The sequence below is a fragment of the Pseudomonas sp. FW306-02-D09B genome (assembly GCF_058782685.1).
In genome coordinates this window covers 119815-137132 of the sequence record NZ_JBYSXY010000010.1, presented here as the reverse complement: position 1 = coordinate 137132, position 17318 = coordinate 119815, and the positions used below count along the sequence as shown (strand labels likewise).

Below are 17318 nucleotides of genomic sequence, written 5' to 3'. Positions count from 1 at the left end.
TCAACCAGACTCGCCGGGCCTTATTCCCTGCGCCCGCGAGCCTGCTTTCACAATTTGTCAGGTGGTTTTATGGACAGCATCAACAGCCGCATCGCCGAGGAACTCGGTGTACGCCCACAACAGGTCGAAGCGGCCGTCGCGCTACTCGATGAAGGCTCCACGGTGCCCTTCATCGCCCGCTACCGGAAAGAAGTGACCGGCAGCCTCGATGACACGCAATTGCGTCATCTGGAAGAGCGTCTGCGCTACCTGCGAGAACTCGACGAACGGCGCATCAGCATCCTTGCCAGCATCGAAGAGCAAGGCAAGCTGACCCCGCAACTCGAGCGCGATATCAAACTCGCCGACACCAAGACCCGCCTCGAAGACTTGTACCTGCCGTACAAGCAAAAACGCCGCACCAAGGGCCAGATCGCCCTGGAAGCCGGCCTTGGCGAACTGGCCGACGGCCTGTTCAACGACCCGAACCTGACGCCAGACACCGAAGCCGCACGCTTCGTCAACGCTGAAAAAGGCGTGGCGGATGTGAAAGCGGCCCTCGAAGGCGCCAAGTACATCCTCATGGAACGCTTCGCCGAGGACGCCAACCTGCTCGACAAGTTGCGCAGTTACCTGAAGCAGGAAGCCACCCTCAGTGCCCGCGTGATCGCCGGCAAGGAAGAAGAAGGCGCCAAGTTCCGCGACTATTTCGAACACGACGAACCGCTGAAAAGCATGCCATCGCACCGCGCCCTGGCGATTTTCCGTGGCCGCAACGAAGGCATTCTCAGCTCCGCGCTGAAAGTCGGTGACGAGCTGCCGGGCACCATGCACCCGTGCGAGGGCATGATCGGTCAGCAATTCGGCATCGCCAACCAGAACCGCCCGGCCGACAAATGGCTCGGTGAAGTGGTGCGCTGGACCTGGAAGGTCAAGCTCTACACCCACCTGGAAACCGACCTGCTCGGCGAGCTGCGTGACGGCGCCGAGACCGAGGCGATCAACGTGTTCGCGCACAACCTGCACGACTTGCTGCTGGCCGCGCCTGCCGGCCCACGCGCCACACTAGGCCTGGACCCGGGCCTGCGCACCGGTTGCAAGGTGGCGGTGGTCGACGCCACCGGCAAGCTGCTGGATCACGCTACGGTTTACCCGCACGTGCCGCACAACAAGTGGGACCAGACCATCGCCGTGCTCGCCGCCCTGTGCGCCAAGCACTCGGTGGACCTGATCGCCATCGGCAACGGCACTGCCAGCCGTGAAACCGACAAGCTCGCCGCGGACCTGATCAAAAAATACCCGGCGATGAAAATGACCAAGGTCATGGTCTCCGAAGCCGGCGCTTCGGTGTACTCGGCCTCGGAACTGGCCTCCAAGGAATTCCCGGACCTCGACGTGTCGATCCGTGGCGCGGTGTCGATTGCCCGTCGCTTGCAAGACCCGCTGGCCGAGCTGGTGAAAATCGACCCGAAATCCATCGGTGTCGGCCAGTACCAGCACGACGTGTCGCAGTTGAAACTGGCGCGCGGCCTGGACGCGGTGGTCGAGGACTGCGTGAACGCCGTTGGCGTCGACGTGAACACCGCCTCCGTTGCGCTGCTGGCCCGCATTTCCGGCCTCAACGCGACCCTGGCGCAGAACATCGTGACCCACCGCGATGAAAACGGTGCATTCAAAACCCGTGCTGCCTTGAAGAAAGTCGCCCGTCTCGGCGAAAAGACCTTCGAACAGGCCGCCGGCTTCCTGCGCGTGATGAACGGTGACAACCCGCTGGACTCCTCCGCGGTTCACCCGGAAGCCTACCCGCTGGTGCAGCGCATCGCCGCTGAAACCGACCGTGACATCCGCTCGCTGATCGGCGACGCCGCTTTCCTCAAGCGTCTCGATCCGAAGAAGTACACCGACGAAACCTTCGGTCTGCCAACGGTCACCGACATCCTGCAAGAACTGGAAAAGCCCGGCCGCGACCCGCGTCCAGAGTTCAAGACTGCCGAGTTCCAGGAAGGCGTCGAAGACCTCAAGGACTTGCAGCTGGGGATGATCCTCGAAGGCGTGGTGACCAACGTGACCAACTTCGGTGCTTTCGTCGATATCGGCGTGCATCAGGACGGCTTGGTGCATATCTCCGCGCTTTCGGAGAAATTCATCAAGGATCCGCGTGAAGCGGTGAAAGCCGGTGACGTGGTCAAGGTCAAGGTCATGGAAGTCGACATCCCGCGTAAACGTGTGGGTCTGTCGATGCGCATGAGCGACACCCCGGGTGAGAAGATCGACGGCGCTCGTGGCGCGCGTCCAGGCTCGGCGCCGCGTCAGTCTTCGAACCCTGCACCGCGTAAAGAAACCACGGCAGCCGCTCCAGGCAACAATGCCATGGCGTCGCTGTTCGCCAATGCCAAGCAGCTGAAGAAACGCTGATGGAAATCCCTGCGGGGTTGACCGAAAGCGCTTTTTTCAAGCTGCTGGGTTGCCGCTTGCACAGTCTTGAGGTCGGGGTGGCGCAAGTCGCCCTGGCACTTGAGCCGCAGCTGCGTAATCGCGGCGGCAAGCTGCATGGCGGGGCGTTGTTCAGTCTGGTGGACATTGCCATGGGGCTGGCTTGTTCCAGTTCCCATGGTTTTGACCAGCAGAGCGCGACCATCGAGTGCAAGATCAACTACATCCGCGCCGTGGCTGAAGGCGAGGTGATGTGCACGGCGCGGGTGATTCACCCGGGCCGGCGCACGCTGGTGGTCGAAGCCGATGTGATGCAAGGCGACAAACTGGTCGCAAAAGCACAAGGCACGTTCGCTGTCCTGTAGATGCGCATCATCAATTTGAGTTAATTTCGGCGCTGCGAAAGCTGCGCCGACGTTTCCTGTGGGAGCGGGCTTGCTCGCGAAGGCGGTGTGTCAGGCGACTTCAATGTTGACTGACACTCTCTCTTCGCGAGCAAGCCCGCTCCCACAGGGATTGCGGCGATTAGTTCCTGACTGACTGGCAGCAGGCCTGTGCAGCTCGATAATGAGGCGAAAACGCCAGTTTTAACTTCACCCTTGTAGACCGTCCTGCCCACCCCCATATTGGGGCGACTGACGCGTGAAGGAATCCAACTTGAGCGAACTTCTCAACCGCCGCCTGGCTCTGCTCGGCGAGCGCGCTAACCTCTCTCTGCTCGAACAGTGTCTTCACGGCATCGAACGTGAATGCCTGCGCGTGACGGGCGAAGGTCGCCTGGCGCAAACGCCGCACCCTGAAAGCCTGGGTTCCGCGCTGACCAACGAACAGATCACCACCGACTATTCCGAGTCGCTGCTGGAGTTCATCACGCCTGCCCTGCCGGACCCAGCGGACACGCTGGCGAGCCTGGACAAGATTCACCGTTTTGCCTACAGCAAGCTCGGCAACGAGTACCTGTGGAGTCCGTCGATGCCGTGCCCGCTGCCGGCCGAGGAAGATATCCCGATCGCCTACTACGGCACCTCCAACATCGGTCAGCTCAAGTACGTCTACCGCAAAGGCCTGGCCCTGCGTTACGGAAAGACCATGCAATGCATCGCCGGGATTCACTACAACTTTTCCCTGCCGGAAAAGCTCTGGCCGCTGCTCAAAGAGGCTGAAGGCTTTGTCGGCACCGACCGCGACTATCAGTCGGCGGCCTATATCGCGCTGATCCGCAACTTCCGCCGCTACAGCTGGCTGCTGATGTACCTGTTCGGCTCTTCGCCAGCGCTGGACGCCGGCTTCCTGCGCGGTCGCTCCCATCAGCTGGAGCAATTTGACGCCGAAACCCTGTACCTGCCGTACGCCACCAGCCTGCGCATGAGCGACCTGGGTTACCAGAGCAACGCGCAAGCCGGACTGACACCGTGCTACAACGACCTGAACAGCTACACCGACAGCCTGCGCAAAGCAGTGGCCACGCCGTACCCGCCGTACGTCGAAATCGGCACGCACCAGGACGGTGAGTGGGTTCAGCTCAACACCAACATCCTGCAGATCGAAAACGAGTACTACTCCAACATCCGCCCGAAACGCGTGACCTACACCGGCGAACGGCCGATTCAGGCGCTGATGGCCCGTGGCATTCAGTACGTTGAAGTGCGCCTGTTGGACATCAACCCGTTCATGCCAATGGGTATCGACCTGCCAGAGGCACGTTTCCTCGACGCATTCCTGCTGTATTGCGCGCTGAACGACAGCCCGCTGCTGACCGCCACCACTTGCGGCAACGCCACCTCGAACTTCCTCAGCGTGGTCAAGGAAGGTCGTCGTCCGGGCCTGCAATTGCAACGCGATGGTCAGTCGGTGGACATGAAAGAGTGGGCCTTGGAGCTACTGGAAAAAATCGCCCCGCTGGCCGCGCTGCTCGATCAGAGCCACGGCGGTGACGCCCACAGCAAAGCCCTCGACGCACAACTGGCGAAAATCCAGAACCCTTCCCTGACCCCTTCTGCGCAAGTGCTGGCAGCGATGACCGAGCACAAGGAAAGCTTCGCCCAGTTCTCCCTGCGCCAGAGTCAGGCCCACGCCGAGTTCTTCCGCAGCGAGCCGCTGCCTGCCGAAGAGCAGGCGCGCTTTGAAGAGCTGGCGCGCTCGTCGCTGGCTCAGCAAACTGAGCTTGAGCAGAACGAAGTCGGTGATTTCGACGTGTTTGTCGGGTCGTACCAGGCGAGCATTCTGGCGATCAGTAACTAGATATACACCTCTGTGGCGAGGGAGCTTGCTCCCGCTGGAGTCCGAAGGACTCCCAATTCCAGCGATAGTGTTTTACCTGATAAAACCCGTCGCTGATTTTGCGTCTGCTTCGCAGACGAGCGGGAGCAAGCTCCCTCGCCACAATGCTGTACACAGGTCGCTGTCAGGTTTTTCCGCTCATAAGCTCATTCGAAAAAGTTATTTATTTTCGAATTCTTAGATCATTTAGTCTCATCACTCGCCGAAACCCCGGCCGCCTGATGAGGACTTTCATGATGAAACTGCACTTCCCCCTACGCCTCCTGGCGGCCGCTTCCCTGGCTGCAGCGAGCTTTTTCGCCCAAGCGGCTGATGTCACCGTTGCCTACCAGACCACCGTCGACCCAGCCAAAGTCGCCCAGGCTGACGGCAGTTACGAAACCGCCACCCACGCCAAAATCGACTGGCGCAAGTTCGACAACGGTGCCGACATCATCGCTGCCATCGCCTCGGGCGACGTGCAGATCGGCTACCTCGGCTCCAGCCCGCTGACGGCTGCAATCACCCGCAAGGTTCCGGTCGAAACCTTCCTCATCGCCACCCAGATCGGCGCCGCCGAAGCGCTGGTGGCCCGTGACGGTTCCGGGATCAAGACCCCGCAGGACCTGATCGGCAAGAAAATCGCCGTGCCATTCGTTTCCACCGGTCACTACAGCCTGCTGGCCGCGCTCAAGCACTGGAACATCGACCCGTCGAAAGTCCAGATCCTCAACCTCGCGCCGCCAGCAATCATTGCCGCATGGAAACGCGGCGACATCGACGCGACCTACGTGTGGGACCCGGCGCTGGGTGTTGCCAAGGAAAACGGCAACGTGCTGATCACTTCCGGCGAACTGGCCAAGTTCGGCGCGCCGACCTTCGATGCGTGGATCGTGCGCAAGGATTTCGCCGAGAAGCACCCGGAAATCGTCAGTGCCTTCGCCAAAGTCACCCTCGACGCCTACGCCCACTACCGCAAAGACCCACAAGCCTGGCTGGCGGATAAGGGCAATGTCGACAAACTGGTGAAACTCTCCGGCGCCAAGGCCAGCGACATCCCGTTGCTGCTGCAAGGCAACGTCTACCCGCTGGCAGCTGATCAGGTGATCACCCTTGGCGCGCCGACCACCAAGGCCATCACCGATACCGCGGCGTTCCTCAAGGAACAAGGCAAGGTCGAGGCCGTGCTGCCGGACTACGCCCCTTACGTCAGCGCCAAGTACATCACTAACTGATCGGGAGTTGACCGCGATGGCCTTGCTTCAGCTGGAGCGCATCAGCGCACAGTACCCCGGCACTGCCGAACCGGTGCTGGCGGACATTTCCTTAAGCCTTGGGCCCCAGCAATTGCTGGTCGCCCTCGGCCCGTCCGGCAGCGGCAAGACCTCGCTGTTGAACCTGATCGCCGGCTTCGTCGAACCCAGCGCCGGACGCATCACCCTTGACGGCGTGCCGGTCAAAGGTCCGAGCGCCGAGCGTGGGGTGGTGTTCCAGGACGACGCGCTGCTGCCCTGGCAGGACGTGTTGGCCAATGTCGGTTTCGGTCTGGAACTGGCCGGTGTACCGCGTGATAAACGCGAAGTCCGTGCCCGGAAAATGCTCGCGCTGGTCGACCTCGCAGGCTTTGATGCGCGCCGCATCTGGCAGCTCTCAGGCGGTCAGAAACAACGTGTCGGCCTGGCCCGCGCACTCGCTGCCGACCCACGCGTGCTGCTGATGGACGAACCCTTCGGCGCCCTCGACGCGTTCACCCGCGAACAGATGCAGGAACTGTTGCTGCAAGTCTGGCGACGCACCGCCAAACCGGTGTTCCTGATTACCCATGACATTGAAGAAGCAGTATTCCTGGCCACGGATCTGATTCTGTTGGCGCCCAACCCTGGGCAAATCGTCGAGCGCCTGCAGCTGGATTTCGGTCAGCGTTACGCCGCTGGCGAATCGGCTCGGGCGATCAAATCCGACCCACGCTTTATCGAAACCCGCGAACACGTACTCGCCCGTGTGTTCTCCCAACGCAGCGCCGCCCAGCGGCAGGAGCGCGCATGAGCAGTTATGAAATCCCGGCCACGACGGCCAGCCCCACCAGCCCATCGACGCTGATTCCGCTGCGTCGCAGCCTCGGCACACGCTGGATCAGCGTACTGACGCTGATCGCTTTGCTCGCGGTTTGGTGGGCTGTTACCGCCAGTGGTCTGATCGAGCCGTTGTTCCTGCCACCGCCGGCGGCTGTCCTGCAAAAAGGCTGGTTGCTGGCGACCACGGGCTATATGGACTCGACCCTCTGGCAACATCTGGGCGCAAGCCTCAGCCGGATTGGTCTGGGCCTGGGCTTTGCAGTCCTGACCGCCGTGCCGGTCGGTATCGCCATCGGTCACAACCGCATCGCACGCGGCGTTCTCGACCCGCTGATCGAGTTCTACCGGCCGATACCACCGTTGGCCTACCTGCCCCTGATCGTGATCTGGTGCGGCATCGGTGAGCTGTCCAAGGTGTTGCTGATCTATCTGGCGATCTTCGCCCCGATCGCCATCGCCACCGCGACCGGTGTGCGCACCGTCGACCCGGCCAAGTTGCGCGCGGCGCAGTCGTTAGGCGCGACCCGGGCCCAGCTGATTCGCCATGTGATTTTGCCGAGCGCGTTGCCGGACATTCTGACCGGCGTGCGTATTGGCTTGGGCGTGGGTTGGTCGACGCTGGTGGCTGCCGAGCTGATCGCCGCCACCAGCGGCCTGGGCTTCATGGTGCAGTCGGCCGCGCAATTTCTGGTCACCGATGTGGTGGTGCTGGGGATTCTGGTGATTGCGCTGATCGCCTTCGCCATGGAAATGGGCCTGCGTGCGCTGCAACGCAAACTGGTGCCGTGGCATGGCCAGACGCATTGAGACGTTTTTTTAAGCACTGACTACGCCGACAGTTCGGCGCCCGAATTGAAGAGAAAGCCATGAGCAGCCTGACCGTCACCCCACTCAGCACCGCCCTAGGCGCGCAGATCAGCGGCGTCGATATCTCCCAGCCGTTGAACCTCGAACAGCGCGATGCGATCGAGCAGGCACTGCTCAAGCACCAAGTGCTGTTCTTCCGCGAGCAGCCGATCAACCCGCAACAGCAGGCACGCTTCGCGGCGAACTTCGGCGACCTGCATATTCACCCGATCTACCCGAATGTGCCGGAACAGCCAGAAGTGTTGATCCTCGACACCGCTCATACCGATGTGCGTGACAACGCCGTGTGGCACACCGACGTGACCTTCCTGCCGACCCCGGCCCTTGGCGCGGTGCTCAGCGCCAAGCTGTTGCCGGAGTTTGGTGGCGACACCTTGTGGGCCAGCGGTATTGCGGCATATGAGGCCCTTTCAGTGCATCTGCAAAACCTGCTGCAAGGCCTGACCGCGACCCACGATTTCGTCAAATCCTTCCCGCTGGAACGCTTTGGAAACACGCCTGAAGCACTGGCTCAGTGGGAAGACGCGCGCAAGAAAAACCCGCCGCTGTCGCATCCGGTGATCCGCACGCACCCGGTGAGCGGGCGCAAGTCGTTGTTCGTCAATGAAGGCTTCACGACGAAGATCAATGAACTCTCGGAAACCGAAAGCGAAGCGATTCTGAAGCTGCTGTTCGCCCATGCTACCCGGCCGGAATTTACCATTCGCTGGCGTTGGCAGGAGAACGACGTGGCGTTCTGGGATAACCGCGTAACCCAGCATTTTGCGGTGGACGACTACCGGCCAGCACGGCGGGTGATGCACCGGGCGACGGTGTTGGGGGATGTGCCGTTTTTCAGCTAAACACCGAACTTCTTTACTGACAGGCAAGGCCTCTTCGCGAGCAAGCCCGCTCCCACATTAGATCGAGTAATAGCTAAGAACTCGGTCAACTGTGGGAGCGGGCTTGCTCGCGAAAGCGGTGTGACAGGCGCCAGATTACCTGGCGCCGGACTCTTACTCCGCCGTCGAAGGCCTCTCCCACAAATTGATCCCGCCCTCCTGGGCAAAGCGGTCAATTTCTTCCAGTTCCTCAACGCTGAAGCTCAAGTTCTTCAGCGCCCCGACGTTCTCGATAATCTGCTCCGGTCGACTTGCGCCGATCAGTGCCGAGGTCACACGCGGGTCGCGCAGTGTCCAGGCCAGGGCCATTTGCGCCAGGCTTTGGCCACGGCGCTTGGCGATTTCGTTGAGGGCGCGCACCAGGGCGATGTTGGCATCGGACAGGTGTGAGGCTTGCAACGAGTCACCGCCCGGACGATTGACCCGTGCATCTTTGGGTACGCCGTTAAGGTACTTGTCGGTCAACAGTCCTTGAGCCAACGGCGTGAAGGCAATCACACCCGCGCCGAGTTCATCGGTGGCGTCCAGCAGATCCTTTTCCACCCAACGGTTGAGCAGGTTATAGGCCGGCTGGTGGATCAACAGCGGGACTTTCCACTCTTTCAGCAGTGCAGCCATTTCGCGGGTTTTCGCCCCGGAATACGACGAGATACCGATGTACAACGCCTTGCCCTGCTGCACGGCGGTGGCCAGCGCACTAGCGGTTTCTTCCAGCGGAGTGTCCGGGTCGAAACGGTGGGAGTAGAAAATATCCACGTAGTCGACGCCCAGGCGTTGCAGGCTCTGGTCGAGGCTGGCCAGCACGTATTTGCGTGAGCCACCGCCCTGGCCGTAAGGGCCCGGCCACATGTCCCAACCGGCCTTGCTGGAGATGATCAGCTCGTCGCGGTACTGCTTGAAGTCTTCGCGCAGCAAACGGCCGAAATTGATCTCGGCACTGCCGTACGGCGGACCGTAATTGTTGGCCAGGTCGAAGTGGTTGATGCCCAGGTCGAAGGCGGTACGCAGCAAAGATCGCTGGGTATCGATCGGCGTGCTGTCGCCAAAGTTGTGCCACAGGCCCAACGACAGTGCCGGCAGCACCAGCCCGCTGCGACCGACGCGGCGGTAAGGAATGGAGTCGTAACGATCAGCAGCAGCGGTGTAAGTCATCGAACCCTCTCTTGTTATGAGCGACGAAGTCGTCAGCGCTGCCCAGCATACGCTCAGGCAACGCATTCAAAACGGGGTGTTCGACTAAATGCTGAAACGTTTCATACAGTTCTTGATTTTGGCCCTTACGCCGAATGTTTGTATTGAGGGTGGCGACATTTGACCGCCACCTAATCCAGCGCCATTGTGCTGAACGACGCCTATGCTCGGTATGACAAACACCGGCTCAGGAGCACACCATCATGCACACCACGATTATCATCACCTTCGGCCTGGTCTTGCTGGCGCTGATGCTGTTCATCGGTGAGAAGCTCGGCTTCAGCCGCCAGACCCTGACCTACAGTTTCGTCGTCCTTTGGCTGGCGCTGACGGTGATCAACGGCGCTATCGGCATGATCACAGCCGGGCAACCGTTGACCTCCGAATTGATGGTGGGCTTCATGGTGTTCAGCGTACCGGTGGCCGCTCTGGTGTTGTTCATGACCTTGAACATCGCCTGAGCAGCACCGGCCTCGATCAGCGCACCAGATGCAGGAACTGCATGTGTCGCTCGTACTGATCGAGGATGTCGTTGATGATTTGCTCCTTGGTGTAGCCCACCAGATCGTAATCCTGACTGCCTTCGCTCAGGTGCACTTCAGCCCGGTAGTAGCGACGGTTGTTGAGCTCTTTGGAGCCCATCCCGCCACGGGCGAAGGACGGTGTGAAGTAACCGCGCATTTGCGCCTGGTAGATGAACGGATGCTGCTCACCGTGACCAATTTCCAGGCTGACACTGTCGTTGGCCGGGTCCGGTTGGGTGACTACGTTCAAGCCTTTTTCAGCGAACACCGCCGTCACTTCTTCAATCGCCGGACGCACCGTCGTATCGAGAAAACGGTACACCTCGTCACGCGACGGAAAGTGCACAGCCTGACTCAGACGCTGACGCCAGCCACCCTTACCGCGTCGTGACGACGCCGAGACCGGCGCCAACGAATGCAACTGGGCGATCTGCTTTTGCGATTCGAGGTAGAACGCCTTGTGCAGCCCCCACATCATCAGCAACAGAATCAGCGAGAACGGCAACGAGGTCAGTACCACCGCTGACTTCAACGAGTCGATGCTGCCGGCAAACAACAATGCACTGGTGACCAGCGCGGTCATCGCGCCCCAGAACACCCGCAACCATTTCGGCCCGTCTTCATCGGCGTTACCGCCCTTGGCCGACAGCGTCGAGAGCACCACGGTGCCGGAGTCGGCCGAGGTGACGAAGAACACGAAGCTGATGAACACCGTAACGGCGATCACCGTTTTACTCCATGGGTAGGTTTCCAGCAGCAAGTAGAGGGTCATCGACGGGTTCTCGATGGCCGACAGGCCAAGGGCACTCATGCCGTGGTTGAGTACCTGGTCGATGGCGCTGTTACCGAAGATCGACATCCACGCCAGGGTGAAGCCGAGCGGAATCAACAGCACGCCGAAGACGAATTCACGGATGGTCCGACCACGGGAAATACGTGCGATGAACAGGCCCACGAACGGCGACCACGCGATCCACCAGGCCCAGTAGAACACCGTCCAGCCGCCCAGCCAGTCGCTGGGTTTGTCATAGGCGTAAAGGTCGAAACTCTTCATCGGCAAGGCGCCGAGGTAATCGCCGAGGTTCTGGATCAGAGTATTGAGCAGGTGCTGGGTAGGGCCGGCGAACAACACGAACAGCAACAACGCACAGGCCAGCAGCATGTTGATGTCGGACATCACCCGCACGCCTTTATCGACGCCGGCGACGGCGACGATGATCGCCGCGCCCATCATCAGCGTGATCAGGCCGACCTGAATCCACTGGGTATGGGCAATGCCGAACAAGTAGTCGAGGCCGGAGTTGAGGTGCAACACGCCGAAGCCCATGTCAGCGCCCAGACCGAACACCGTGGCGATGATGCCGAAGCCATCCACCGCGTAACCGATCGGGCCGTTGATGCGTTTGCCGATCAGCGGATAAAGCGCCGAGCGCAGGGCCAGCGGCAGGTTATGCCGATAGGCGAAATAGGCCAGCGCCATGCCGACAAACGCGAACACACCCCAGCCATGCAGGCCCCAATGCAGAAACAGCACCTGCATCGCCTGGCGCGCCGCATCGGCCGTACCGGCCTCCCCCTGGGGCGGTTGCAGCATGTGCGTCAGCGGTTCAGAGACGCAGAAGAAAAACAGCGTGATGCTGATCCCGGCGGCGAACAGCATGCCGGCCCAGGACAGGTAACTGAATTCGGGCTCGTCGTGGTCGGCACCGAGCTTGATCTTGCCGTAGCCGGACAAGGCGGTGACCACCACGAAGACCAGATACAGGGTCATCGCCAGCATGTAGTACCAGCCGACCGTGTTGGCCGCCCAGTTTTGTGCCGCCAGCAACCAGGCGCCAGACTCTTGCGGGAAGGCGATGACCACTAGGCCGAACAGTAAAATGAAGGTCGCCGCGAAGTAGAACACCGGCGGATTCATGCGGATCTGGCCGCTTGGAGGGGTGAACGATGCACTCATGAAACGTGCACCTCGAGGGGGTAAAACGTGGCTGTCAATAACGGACTCAGCAAAGGCTAGCCTCCTGTTGTGAGCGGGCAGCGAACCACCGGTTTAACTTGAATGAACGTTCAAGTTAAACATGGATAGGCTGTGAGGACTAATCGCAAGGCTCGGCGGTACGTCTGTGGCGAGGGAGCTTGCTCCCGCTGGGACGCGCAGCGGCCCTAAAAACATAGAAGCTGACGACTGCTTCGCCCGAACGCGGACCGGCCGACGGGAGCAAGCTCCCTCGCCACAAAAATGAGTGCCTTCACGCCAGCTCAAGGAGGGAATGGCTGGAACTATCATCAGCCTCAGGGCTTACTTCTGCGTCCCGTCATCATGCTGCAGATTGGCCTGGGTCAGGTTGCATCCGGCCGGTACGCTGCGGGTCAGCCAGACGTTGCCGCCGATGGTCGAGCCCTTGCCGATGGTGATCCGTCCGAGGATGGTTGCGCCAGCATAGATCACCACATCGTCTTCAACGATCGGATGGCGCGGATGGCCTTTCTGCAACTGGCCGTCTTCATCAGCCGGGAAGCGTTTGGCGCCGAGGGTCACGGCCTGGTAAATGCGTACCCGCTCGCCGATGATCGCGGTTTCGCCGATCACCACGCCCGTGCCGTGGTCGATGAAGAAGCTACGGCCGATCTGCGCGCCCGGGTGAATGTCGATGCCGGTCGCCGAGTGCGCGATTTCCGCACTGATCCGCGCCAGCAATGGCAGCCCGGCGCGGTACAAATGGTGGGCCAGACGATGGTGAATCACCGCCAGAATCCCCGGATAGCACAGCAGCACTTCATCGACACTGCGTGCTGCCGGGTCACCGTGATACGCCGCCAGTACATCGGAATCCAACAGGCTGCGCAGACCTGGCAAGGCCAGGGCGAAGTCCTGGATCAAGCTGATCGCCCGCGCCTCGACTTCGGTATCGACCCGGGCGCTTTGTCGCGCGACATAGCGCAGCTCCAACCGCGCCTGAGCCAGCAGCGCGTTCAGCGCCACATCCAGCGTATGCCCGACGTAAAAGTCTTCGCTCTCTTCACGCAGATCCACCGGGCCCAGGCGCATCGGGAACAGCGCACCGCACAATGCTTCGAGAATCTCCGCCATCGCCGCACGCGATGGCAGCTCACGCCCGCCCTGCTCGCCGCTGATACGACCGTTCTGCGCACGCCACTGGTCGCGGGCAGTGCGCAGTTGGCTGACGATGGTCTGTAATTGCCAATGGCTGGAACGCTGGCTCACGGTAAAACTCCTCACGTGCGGCGGCCGGACAGTAAGGCCGCCTGAACGGAGTTCACTTTACGGTATGCGCTCAAAGCGGAATTAAGAACGAATAGTGCTGTATTAAGCACTTTTTGGCATAAGCGACATTGTCGGTTGCCCGAGCAAATCGGCCTGCCTATAGTCCAGTCATCTCCCACAACCCGTGCGGCCCCATGATCAAACAACAGCTGGCTCGTTTTAATCGTCTGGACCTTCTTGCCAATGCTACCGCCCTGGAAAAACTCGAACGCTTGTCGGCCTGGCTGGGGCGTGATGTCTACGTCAAACGTGACGACCTGACACCGTTGGCCATGGGCGGCAACAAGCTGCGCAAACTCGAATACCTTGCCGCCGACGCGCTCGCGCAAGGTGCCGATACGCTGATTACCGCCGGCGCCATCCAGTCCAACCATGTGCGTCAGACAGCAGCGCTTGCCGCCAAACTGGGCCTGGGCTGCGTCGCCTTGCTGGAGAATCCGATTGGCACTGATGACGCTAACTACCTGGGCAACGGCAATCGCCTGCTGCTGGACTTGTTCGATGCCAAGGTCGAACTGGTAGAGAACCTCGATAACGCCGACCAACAGCTACAAGCCCTGGCCGAGCGTCTGCGCAGTAACGGCAAAAAACCTTATCTGGTGCCGATTGGCGGCTCCAACGCCTTGGGCGCGCTGGGCTATGTACGAGCCGGACTGGAGCTGGCCGGGCAAATCGAGGACAGCGGCCTGGAATTCGCCGCCGTGGTGCTGGCTTCGGGCAGCGCCGGCACTCACAGCGGTCTGGCGTTGGCGCTGAGCGAAGTACTGCCGGACTTGCCGGTGATCGGCGTCACCGTTTCGCGCAGCGACGAAGACCAGCGGCCGAAAGTCCAGGGCCTGGCCGAGCGCACTGCCGAACTGCTGGGCGTGAACCTGCCGGCGAGTTTCAAGGTGCAATTGTGGGACGAGTATTTCGCTCCGCGTTACGGCGAGCCGAACGCTGGAACCCTCGCTGCCGTCAAGTTGCTGGCCAGTCAGGAAGGGCTGTTGCTCGACCCGGTCTACACCGGCAAGGCCATGGCCGGTTTGCTCGACGGTATCGGCCGGCAGCGCTTCAATGACGGCCCGATCATCTTCCTGCACACCGGAGGTGCGCCGGCGTTGTTTGCCTATAGCTCGGCGTTTTGAGCCAGCCGGAAAAAGATCTTCTGTGGTGAGGGAGCAAGCTCCCTCACCATAGGAATTACACGAAGCATTTATATTCCAATAAAGAATAACAAGCTGAATTTATATTATTTTCACATCTAAAAGCCTCGTCATATAGTCGCGCCGCAGGCGCAATTGCCGCGAGACGCATACGCTGCTTTTAGGGCACGATGTTGCAGCCGTTCAATTCTCGGTTTTGCCTGCTTCTCCAAAAAACGTCTTCATAAAAAAACACAGGGGCTTGTCATGAATTTTTCCGCATTTCGTCGAAATCTGCTGGTGGGCTCGCTGGGCCTGGTACTCGGTGCTGGCCTGTTGGGGCAAGCAGTGGCCGGTGAGCAGCTGCAAAAAATCAAGGAAGCTGGCGTGATCAACGTCGGCCTTGAAGGCACTTACCCACCGTTCAGTTTCGTCGATGCCAACGGCAAACTGGCCGGCTTCGAAGTGGAGTTCTCCGAAGCCCTGGCCAAAGAGCTGGGCGTGAAGGTCAAACTGCAACCGACCAAATGGGACGGCATCCTCGCGGCGCTGGAGTCCAAGCGTCTGGACGCAGTGATCAACCAGGTGACCATCTCCGAAGAGCGCAAGAAGAAGTATGACTTCTCCGAGCCTTACACCGTTTCCGGGATTCAGGCGCTGGTGCTGACGAAGAAGGTTGCGGCGCTGAACATCAAGACCGCCGCCGACCTGACCGGCAAGAAAGTCGGCGTAGGCCTGGGCACCAACTATGAGCAGTGGGTAAAGGCCAATGTGCCAGGCGCTGAAGTCCGCACCTACGAAGACGATCCGACCAAGTTCCAGGACCTGCGCGTTGGCCGCACCGACGTCATTCTGATCGACCGCCTCGCCGCGCTGGAATACGCCAAGAAGGCCAAGGACACCACCGCCGCCGGCGAACCGTTCTCCCGTCAGGAAGCCGGCATCGCCCTGCGCAAAGGCGAGCCTGAGCTGCTGGCCGCGGTGAACAAGGCCATCGACAAGCTGCGTGCCGACGGTACGCTGAAAAAGCTTTCGGAAAAATACTTCAGCGCTGACGTCACCCAATAATGGAAGAAGCTTTCCAACTCGCACTGGACTCCGCGCCCTTTTTGCTCAAGGGCGCGTATTTCACGGTCATCCTCAGCCTGGGCGGGATGTTCTTTGGTCTGTTGCTGGGGTTTAGCCTGGCCTTGATGCGCTTGTCGCGCTTCAAGCTGGTGAGCTGGATCGCCCGCATCTACGTGTCGTTCTTTCGCGGCACGCCGTTGCTGGTGCAACTGTTCGTGATCTATTACGGCTTGCCGCAATTGGGTATCGAACTTGATCCGCTGCCAGCGGCCTTGATCGGCTTCTCGCTGAACATGGCCGCCTACGCCTGCGAAATCCTCCGTGCCGCAATCAGTTCCATCGAACGCGGCCAATGGGAAGCCGCTGCCAGTATCGGCATGACCCGCGCGCAAACCCTGCGCCGGGCCATCCTGCCGCAAGCTGCGCGAACGGCGTTACCGCCACTGGGCAACAGCTTCATTTCGCTGGTCAAGGACACCGCGCTGGCGGCGACCATTCAGGTGCCGGAACTGTTCCGTCAGGCACAGCTGATCACCGCCCGTACCTTCGAAATTTTTACCATGTATCTTGCCGCCGCACTGATCTACTGGGTGCTTGCAACGGTGCTCTCGCACCTGCAAAACCAGTTGGAAGAGCGGGTCAATCGGCACGACCAGGAGTCCTGACCCCATGATTGTCGTGGAAAAACTGACAAAGCAGTTCAAGGGTCAAGTGGTGCTCAATGGCATCGATCTAAAGGTTGAAGAAGGCGAAGTGGTGGCGATCATCGGCCCTAGCGGCTCGGGCAAGACCACCTTCCTGCGTTGCCTGAACTTTCTTGAAGAACCCACCAGCGGCCGGATCAAGGTCGGCGACATCGAGATCGATGGCAGCCGCCCGCTGAACCAGCAGCAGAGCCTGGTACGCCGGCTGCGCCAGCATGTCGGTTTCGTGTTTCAGAACTTCAATCTGTTCCCCCATCGCACGGCCCTGGAAAACGTCATCGAAGGCCCTTTGGTGGTGAAGAAAATGCCAAGGGACCAAGCGTTGGCGCTGGGTCGCAAACTGCTGGCCAAGGTCGGCCTGGCAGGCAAGGAAGACGCCTATCCGCGCAGGCTGTCCGGTGGGCAGCAACAGCGCGTGGCAATCGCCCGGGCGCTGGCCATGGAGCCGGAAGTGATTCTCTTCGACGAGCCAACCTCGGCGCTCGATCCGGAACTGGTCGGCGAAGTGCTGGCGGCCATTCGCAGCCTGGCCGAAGAAAAACGCACGATGGTCATCGTTACCCACGAAATGAGTTTTGCTCGTGATGTGGCGAACCGGGTGGTGTTTTTCGACAAGGGCGTCATCGTCGAACAAGGTGAAGCAAAGGCATTGTTTGCCAATCCTAAAGAAGAACGAACCCGACAATTCCTCAACAAGTTCCTTAACTCCTGAAGTTAACAATCACCTTCAGAAATAGAGTAAGCACTGTCAACTTCCACGGACGGAAGTGACATTCATCACATAACTTGACTCGCCTCACCTGCCTCCCACCGATTTCCGTAATTAATTAATCACCCCAGTCGAAAACGGTATATAGATACCTCCTGCAACATCCTCCCGCCACGTAACCTCCAACACACTCAGACTGATTCAATGCCGAAAAACAC

The 17318-nt window shown here is 60.3% G+C and carries 15 protein-coding genes; 12 read left to right on the top strand and 3 right to left on the bottom strand.

The genetic code is table 11. The features are described from left to right. Positions 1 to 69 precede the first annotated feature (69 nt). The 7 genes from AC3WK5_RS17900 to tauD all read left to right on the top strand — a co-directional run bounded on the left by AC3WK5_RS17900 (position 70) and on the right by tauD (position 8455). Entirely contained in the window at positions 70 to 2394 is a 2325-nt protein-coding gene (locus tag AC3WK5_RS17900) for a Tex family protein (protein WP_103318267.1), read from the top strand. Further along, positions 2394 to 2777 (top strand): PaaI family thioesterase, encoded by a 384-nt coding sequence (locus tag AC3WK5_RS17895; protein ID WP_054595093.1) that lies wholly within the window; start codon positions 2394 to 2396, stop codon positions 2775 to 2777. Before AC3WK5_RS17900 ends, AC3WK5_RS17895 begins: the two co-directional genes overlap by 1 nt. Positions 2778 to 3069: 292 nt before the next feature. Next, positions 3070 to 4653, top strand: a complete 1584-nt coding sequence (gene gshA, locus AC3WK5_RS17890; protein WP_054595092.1) for a glutamate--cysteine ligase — start codon at positions 3070 to 3072, stop codon at positions 4651 to 4653. A gap of 275 nt (positions 4654 to 4928) precedes the next feature. Beyond that, a complete protein-coding gene (gene tauA, locus AC3WK5_RS17885; protein WP_103318310.1) occupies positions 4929 to 5906 on the top strand; it encodes a taurine ABC transporter substrate-binding protein in 978 nt (325 codons plus the stop codon). Positions 5907 to 5922: 16 nt separating this feature from the next. Then, positions 5923 to 6717, top strand: coding sequence for a taurine ABC transporter ATP-binding subunit (gene tauB, locus AC3WK5_RS17880; RefSeq protein ID WP_103318270.1), 795 nt, complete (start codon positions 5923 to 5925; stop codon positions 6715 to 6717). Next, positions 6714 to 7553 carry a taurine ABC transporter permease TauC gene (gene tauC, locus AC3WK5_RS17875; RefSeq protein WP_103318272.1) on the top strand — a complete coding sequence of 280 codons (840 nt, stop codon included), beginning with the start codon at positions 6714 to 6716 and terminating at the stop codon, positions 7551 to 7553. Before tauB ends, tauC begins: the two co-directional genes overlap by 4 nt. Before the next feature lie 59 nt (positions 7554 to 7612). Continuing rightward, the gene (tauD, locus tag AC3WK5_RS17870; protein WP_103318274.1) at positions 7613 to 8455 is read left to right on the top strand and encodes a taurine dioxygenase; all 843 of its coding nucleotides are present in this window, start codon (positions 7613 to 7615) and stop codon (positions 8453 to 8455) included. Positions 8456 to 8608: 153 nt separating this feature from the next. Here tauD and mgrA read toward each other — a convergent pair whose 3' ends face one another. After that, positions 8609 to 9646, bottom strand: coding sequence for an L-glyceraldehyde 3-phosphate reductase (gene mgrA, locus AC3WK5_RS17865; protein WP_103318276.1), 1038 nt, complete (start codon positions 9644 to 9646; stop codon positions 8609 to 8611). Between the two features lie 242 nt (positions 9647 to 9888). Between mgrA and AC3WK5_RS17860 the strand changes: the two genes are divergently transcribed. After that, positions 9889 to 10146: a hypothetical protein gene (locus AC3WK5_RS17860; protein ID WP_103318279.1), complete on the top strand. Its 258-nt coding sequence runs from the start codon at positions 9889 to 9891 to the stop codon at positions 10144 to 10146. 16 nt (positions 10147 to 10162) lie between these two features. On the opposite strand, the gene betT is transcribed toward AC3WK5_RS17860, so the two are convergent. Continuing rightward, a complete protein-coding gene (gene betT / locus AC3WK5_RS17855) occupies positions 10163 to 12127 on the bottom strand; it encodes a choline transporter BetT (RefSeq protein ID WP_162491283.1) in 1965 nt (654 codons plus the stop codon). Between the two features lie 381 nt (positions 12128 to 12508). After that, positions 12509 to 13435: a serine O-acetyltransferase EpsC gene (gene epsC / locus AC3WK5_RS17850; RefSeq protein WP_019691211.1), complete on the bottom strand. Its 927-nt coding sequence runs from the start codon at positions 13433 to 13435 to the stop codon at positions 12509 to 12511. A 194-nt stretch (positions 13436 to 13629) separates the two neighbouring features. Between epsC and AC3WK5_RS17845 the strand changes: the two genes are divergently transcribed. The 4 genes from AC3WK5_RS17845 (at position 13630) to tcyN (ending at position 17103) form a co-directional block, all read left to right on the top strand. Then, entirely contained in the window at positions 13630 to 14622 is a 993-nt protein-coding gene (locus AC3WK5_RS17845) for a D-cysteine desulfhydrase (RefSeq protein WP_103318281.1), read from the top strand. A gap of 264 nt (positions 14623 to 14886) precedes the next feature. Further along, positions 14887 to 15687, top strand: a complete 801-nt coding sequence (gene tcyJ, locus AC3WK5_RS17840; protein WP_103318283.1) for a cystine ABC transporter substrate-binding protein — start codon at positions 14887 to 14889, stop codon at positions 15685 to 15687. Continuing rightward, on the top strand, positions 15687 to 16352 hold the full coding sequence (gene tcyL / locus AC3WK5_RS17835) for a cystine ABC transporter permease (RefSeq protein WP_054595082.1): 666 nt from the start codon (positions 15687 to 15689) through the stop codon (positions 16350 to 16352). The genes tcyJ and tcyL overlap by 1 nt, the downstream gene beginning before the upstream one ends. 4 nt (positions 16353 to 16356) lie before the next feature. Continuing rightward, positions 16357 to 17103, top strand: coding sequence for an L-cystine ABC transporter ATP-binding protein TcyN (gene tcyN / locus AC3WK5_RS17830; RefSeq protein WP_103318285.1), 747 nt, complete (start codon positions 16357 to 16359; stop codon positions 17101 to 17103). Positions 17104 to 17318 lie beyond the last annotated feature (215 nt).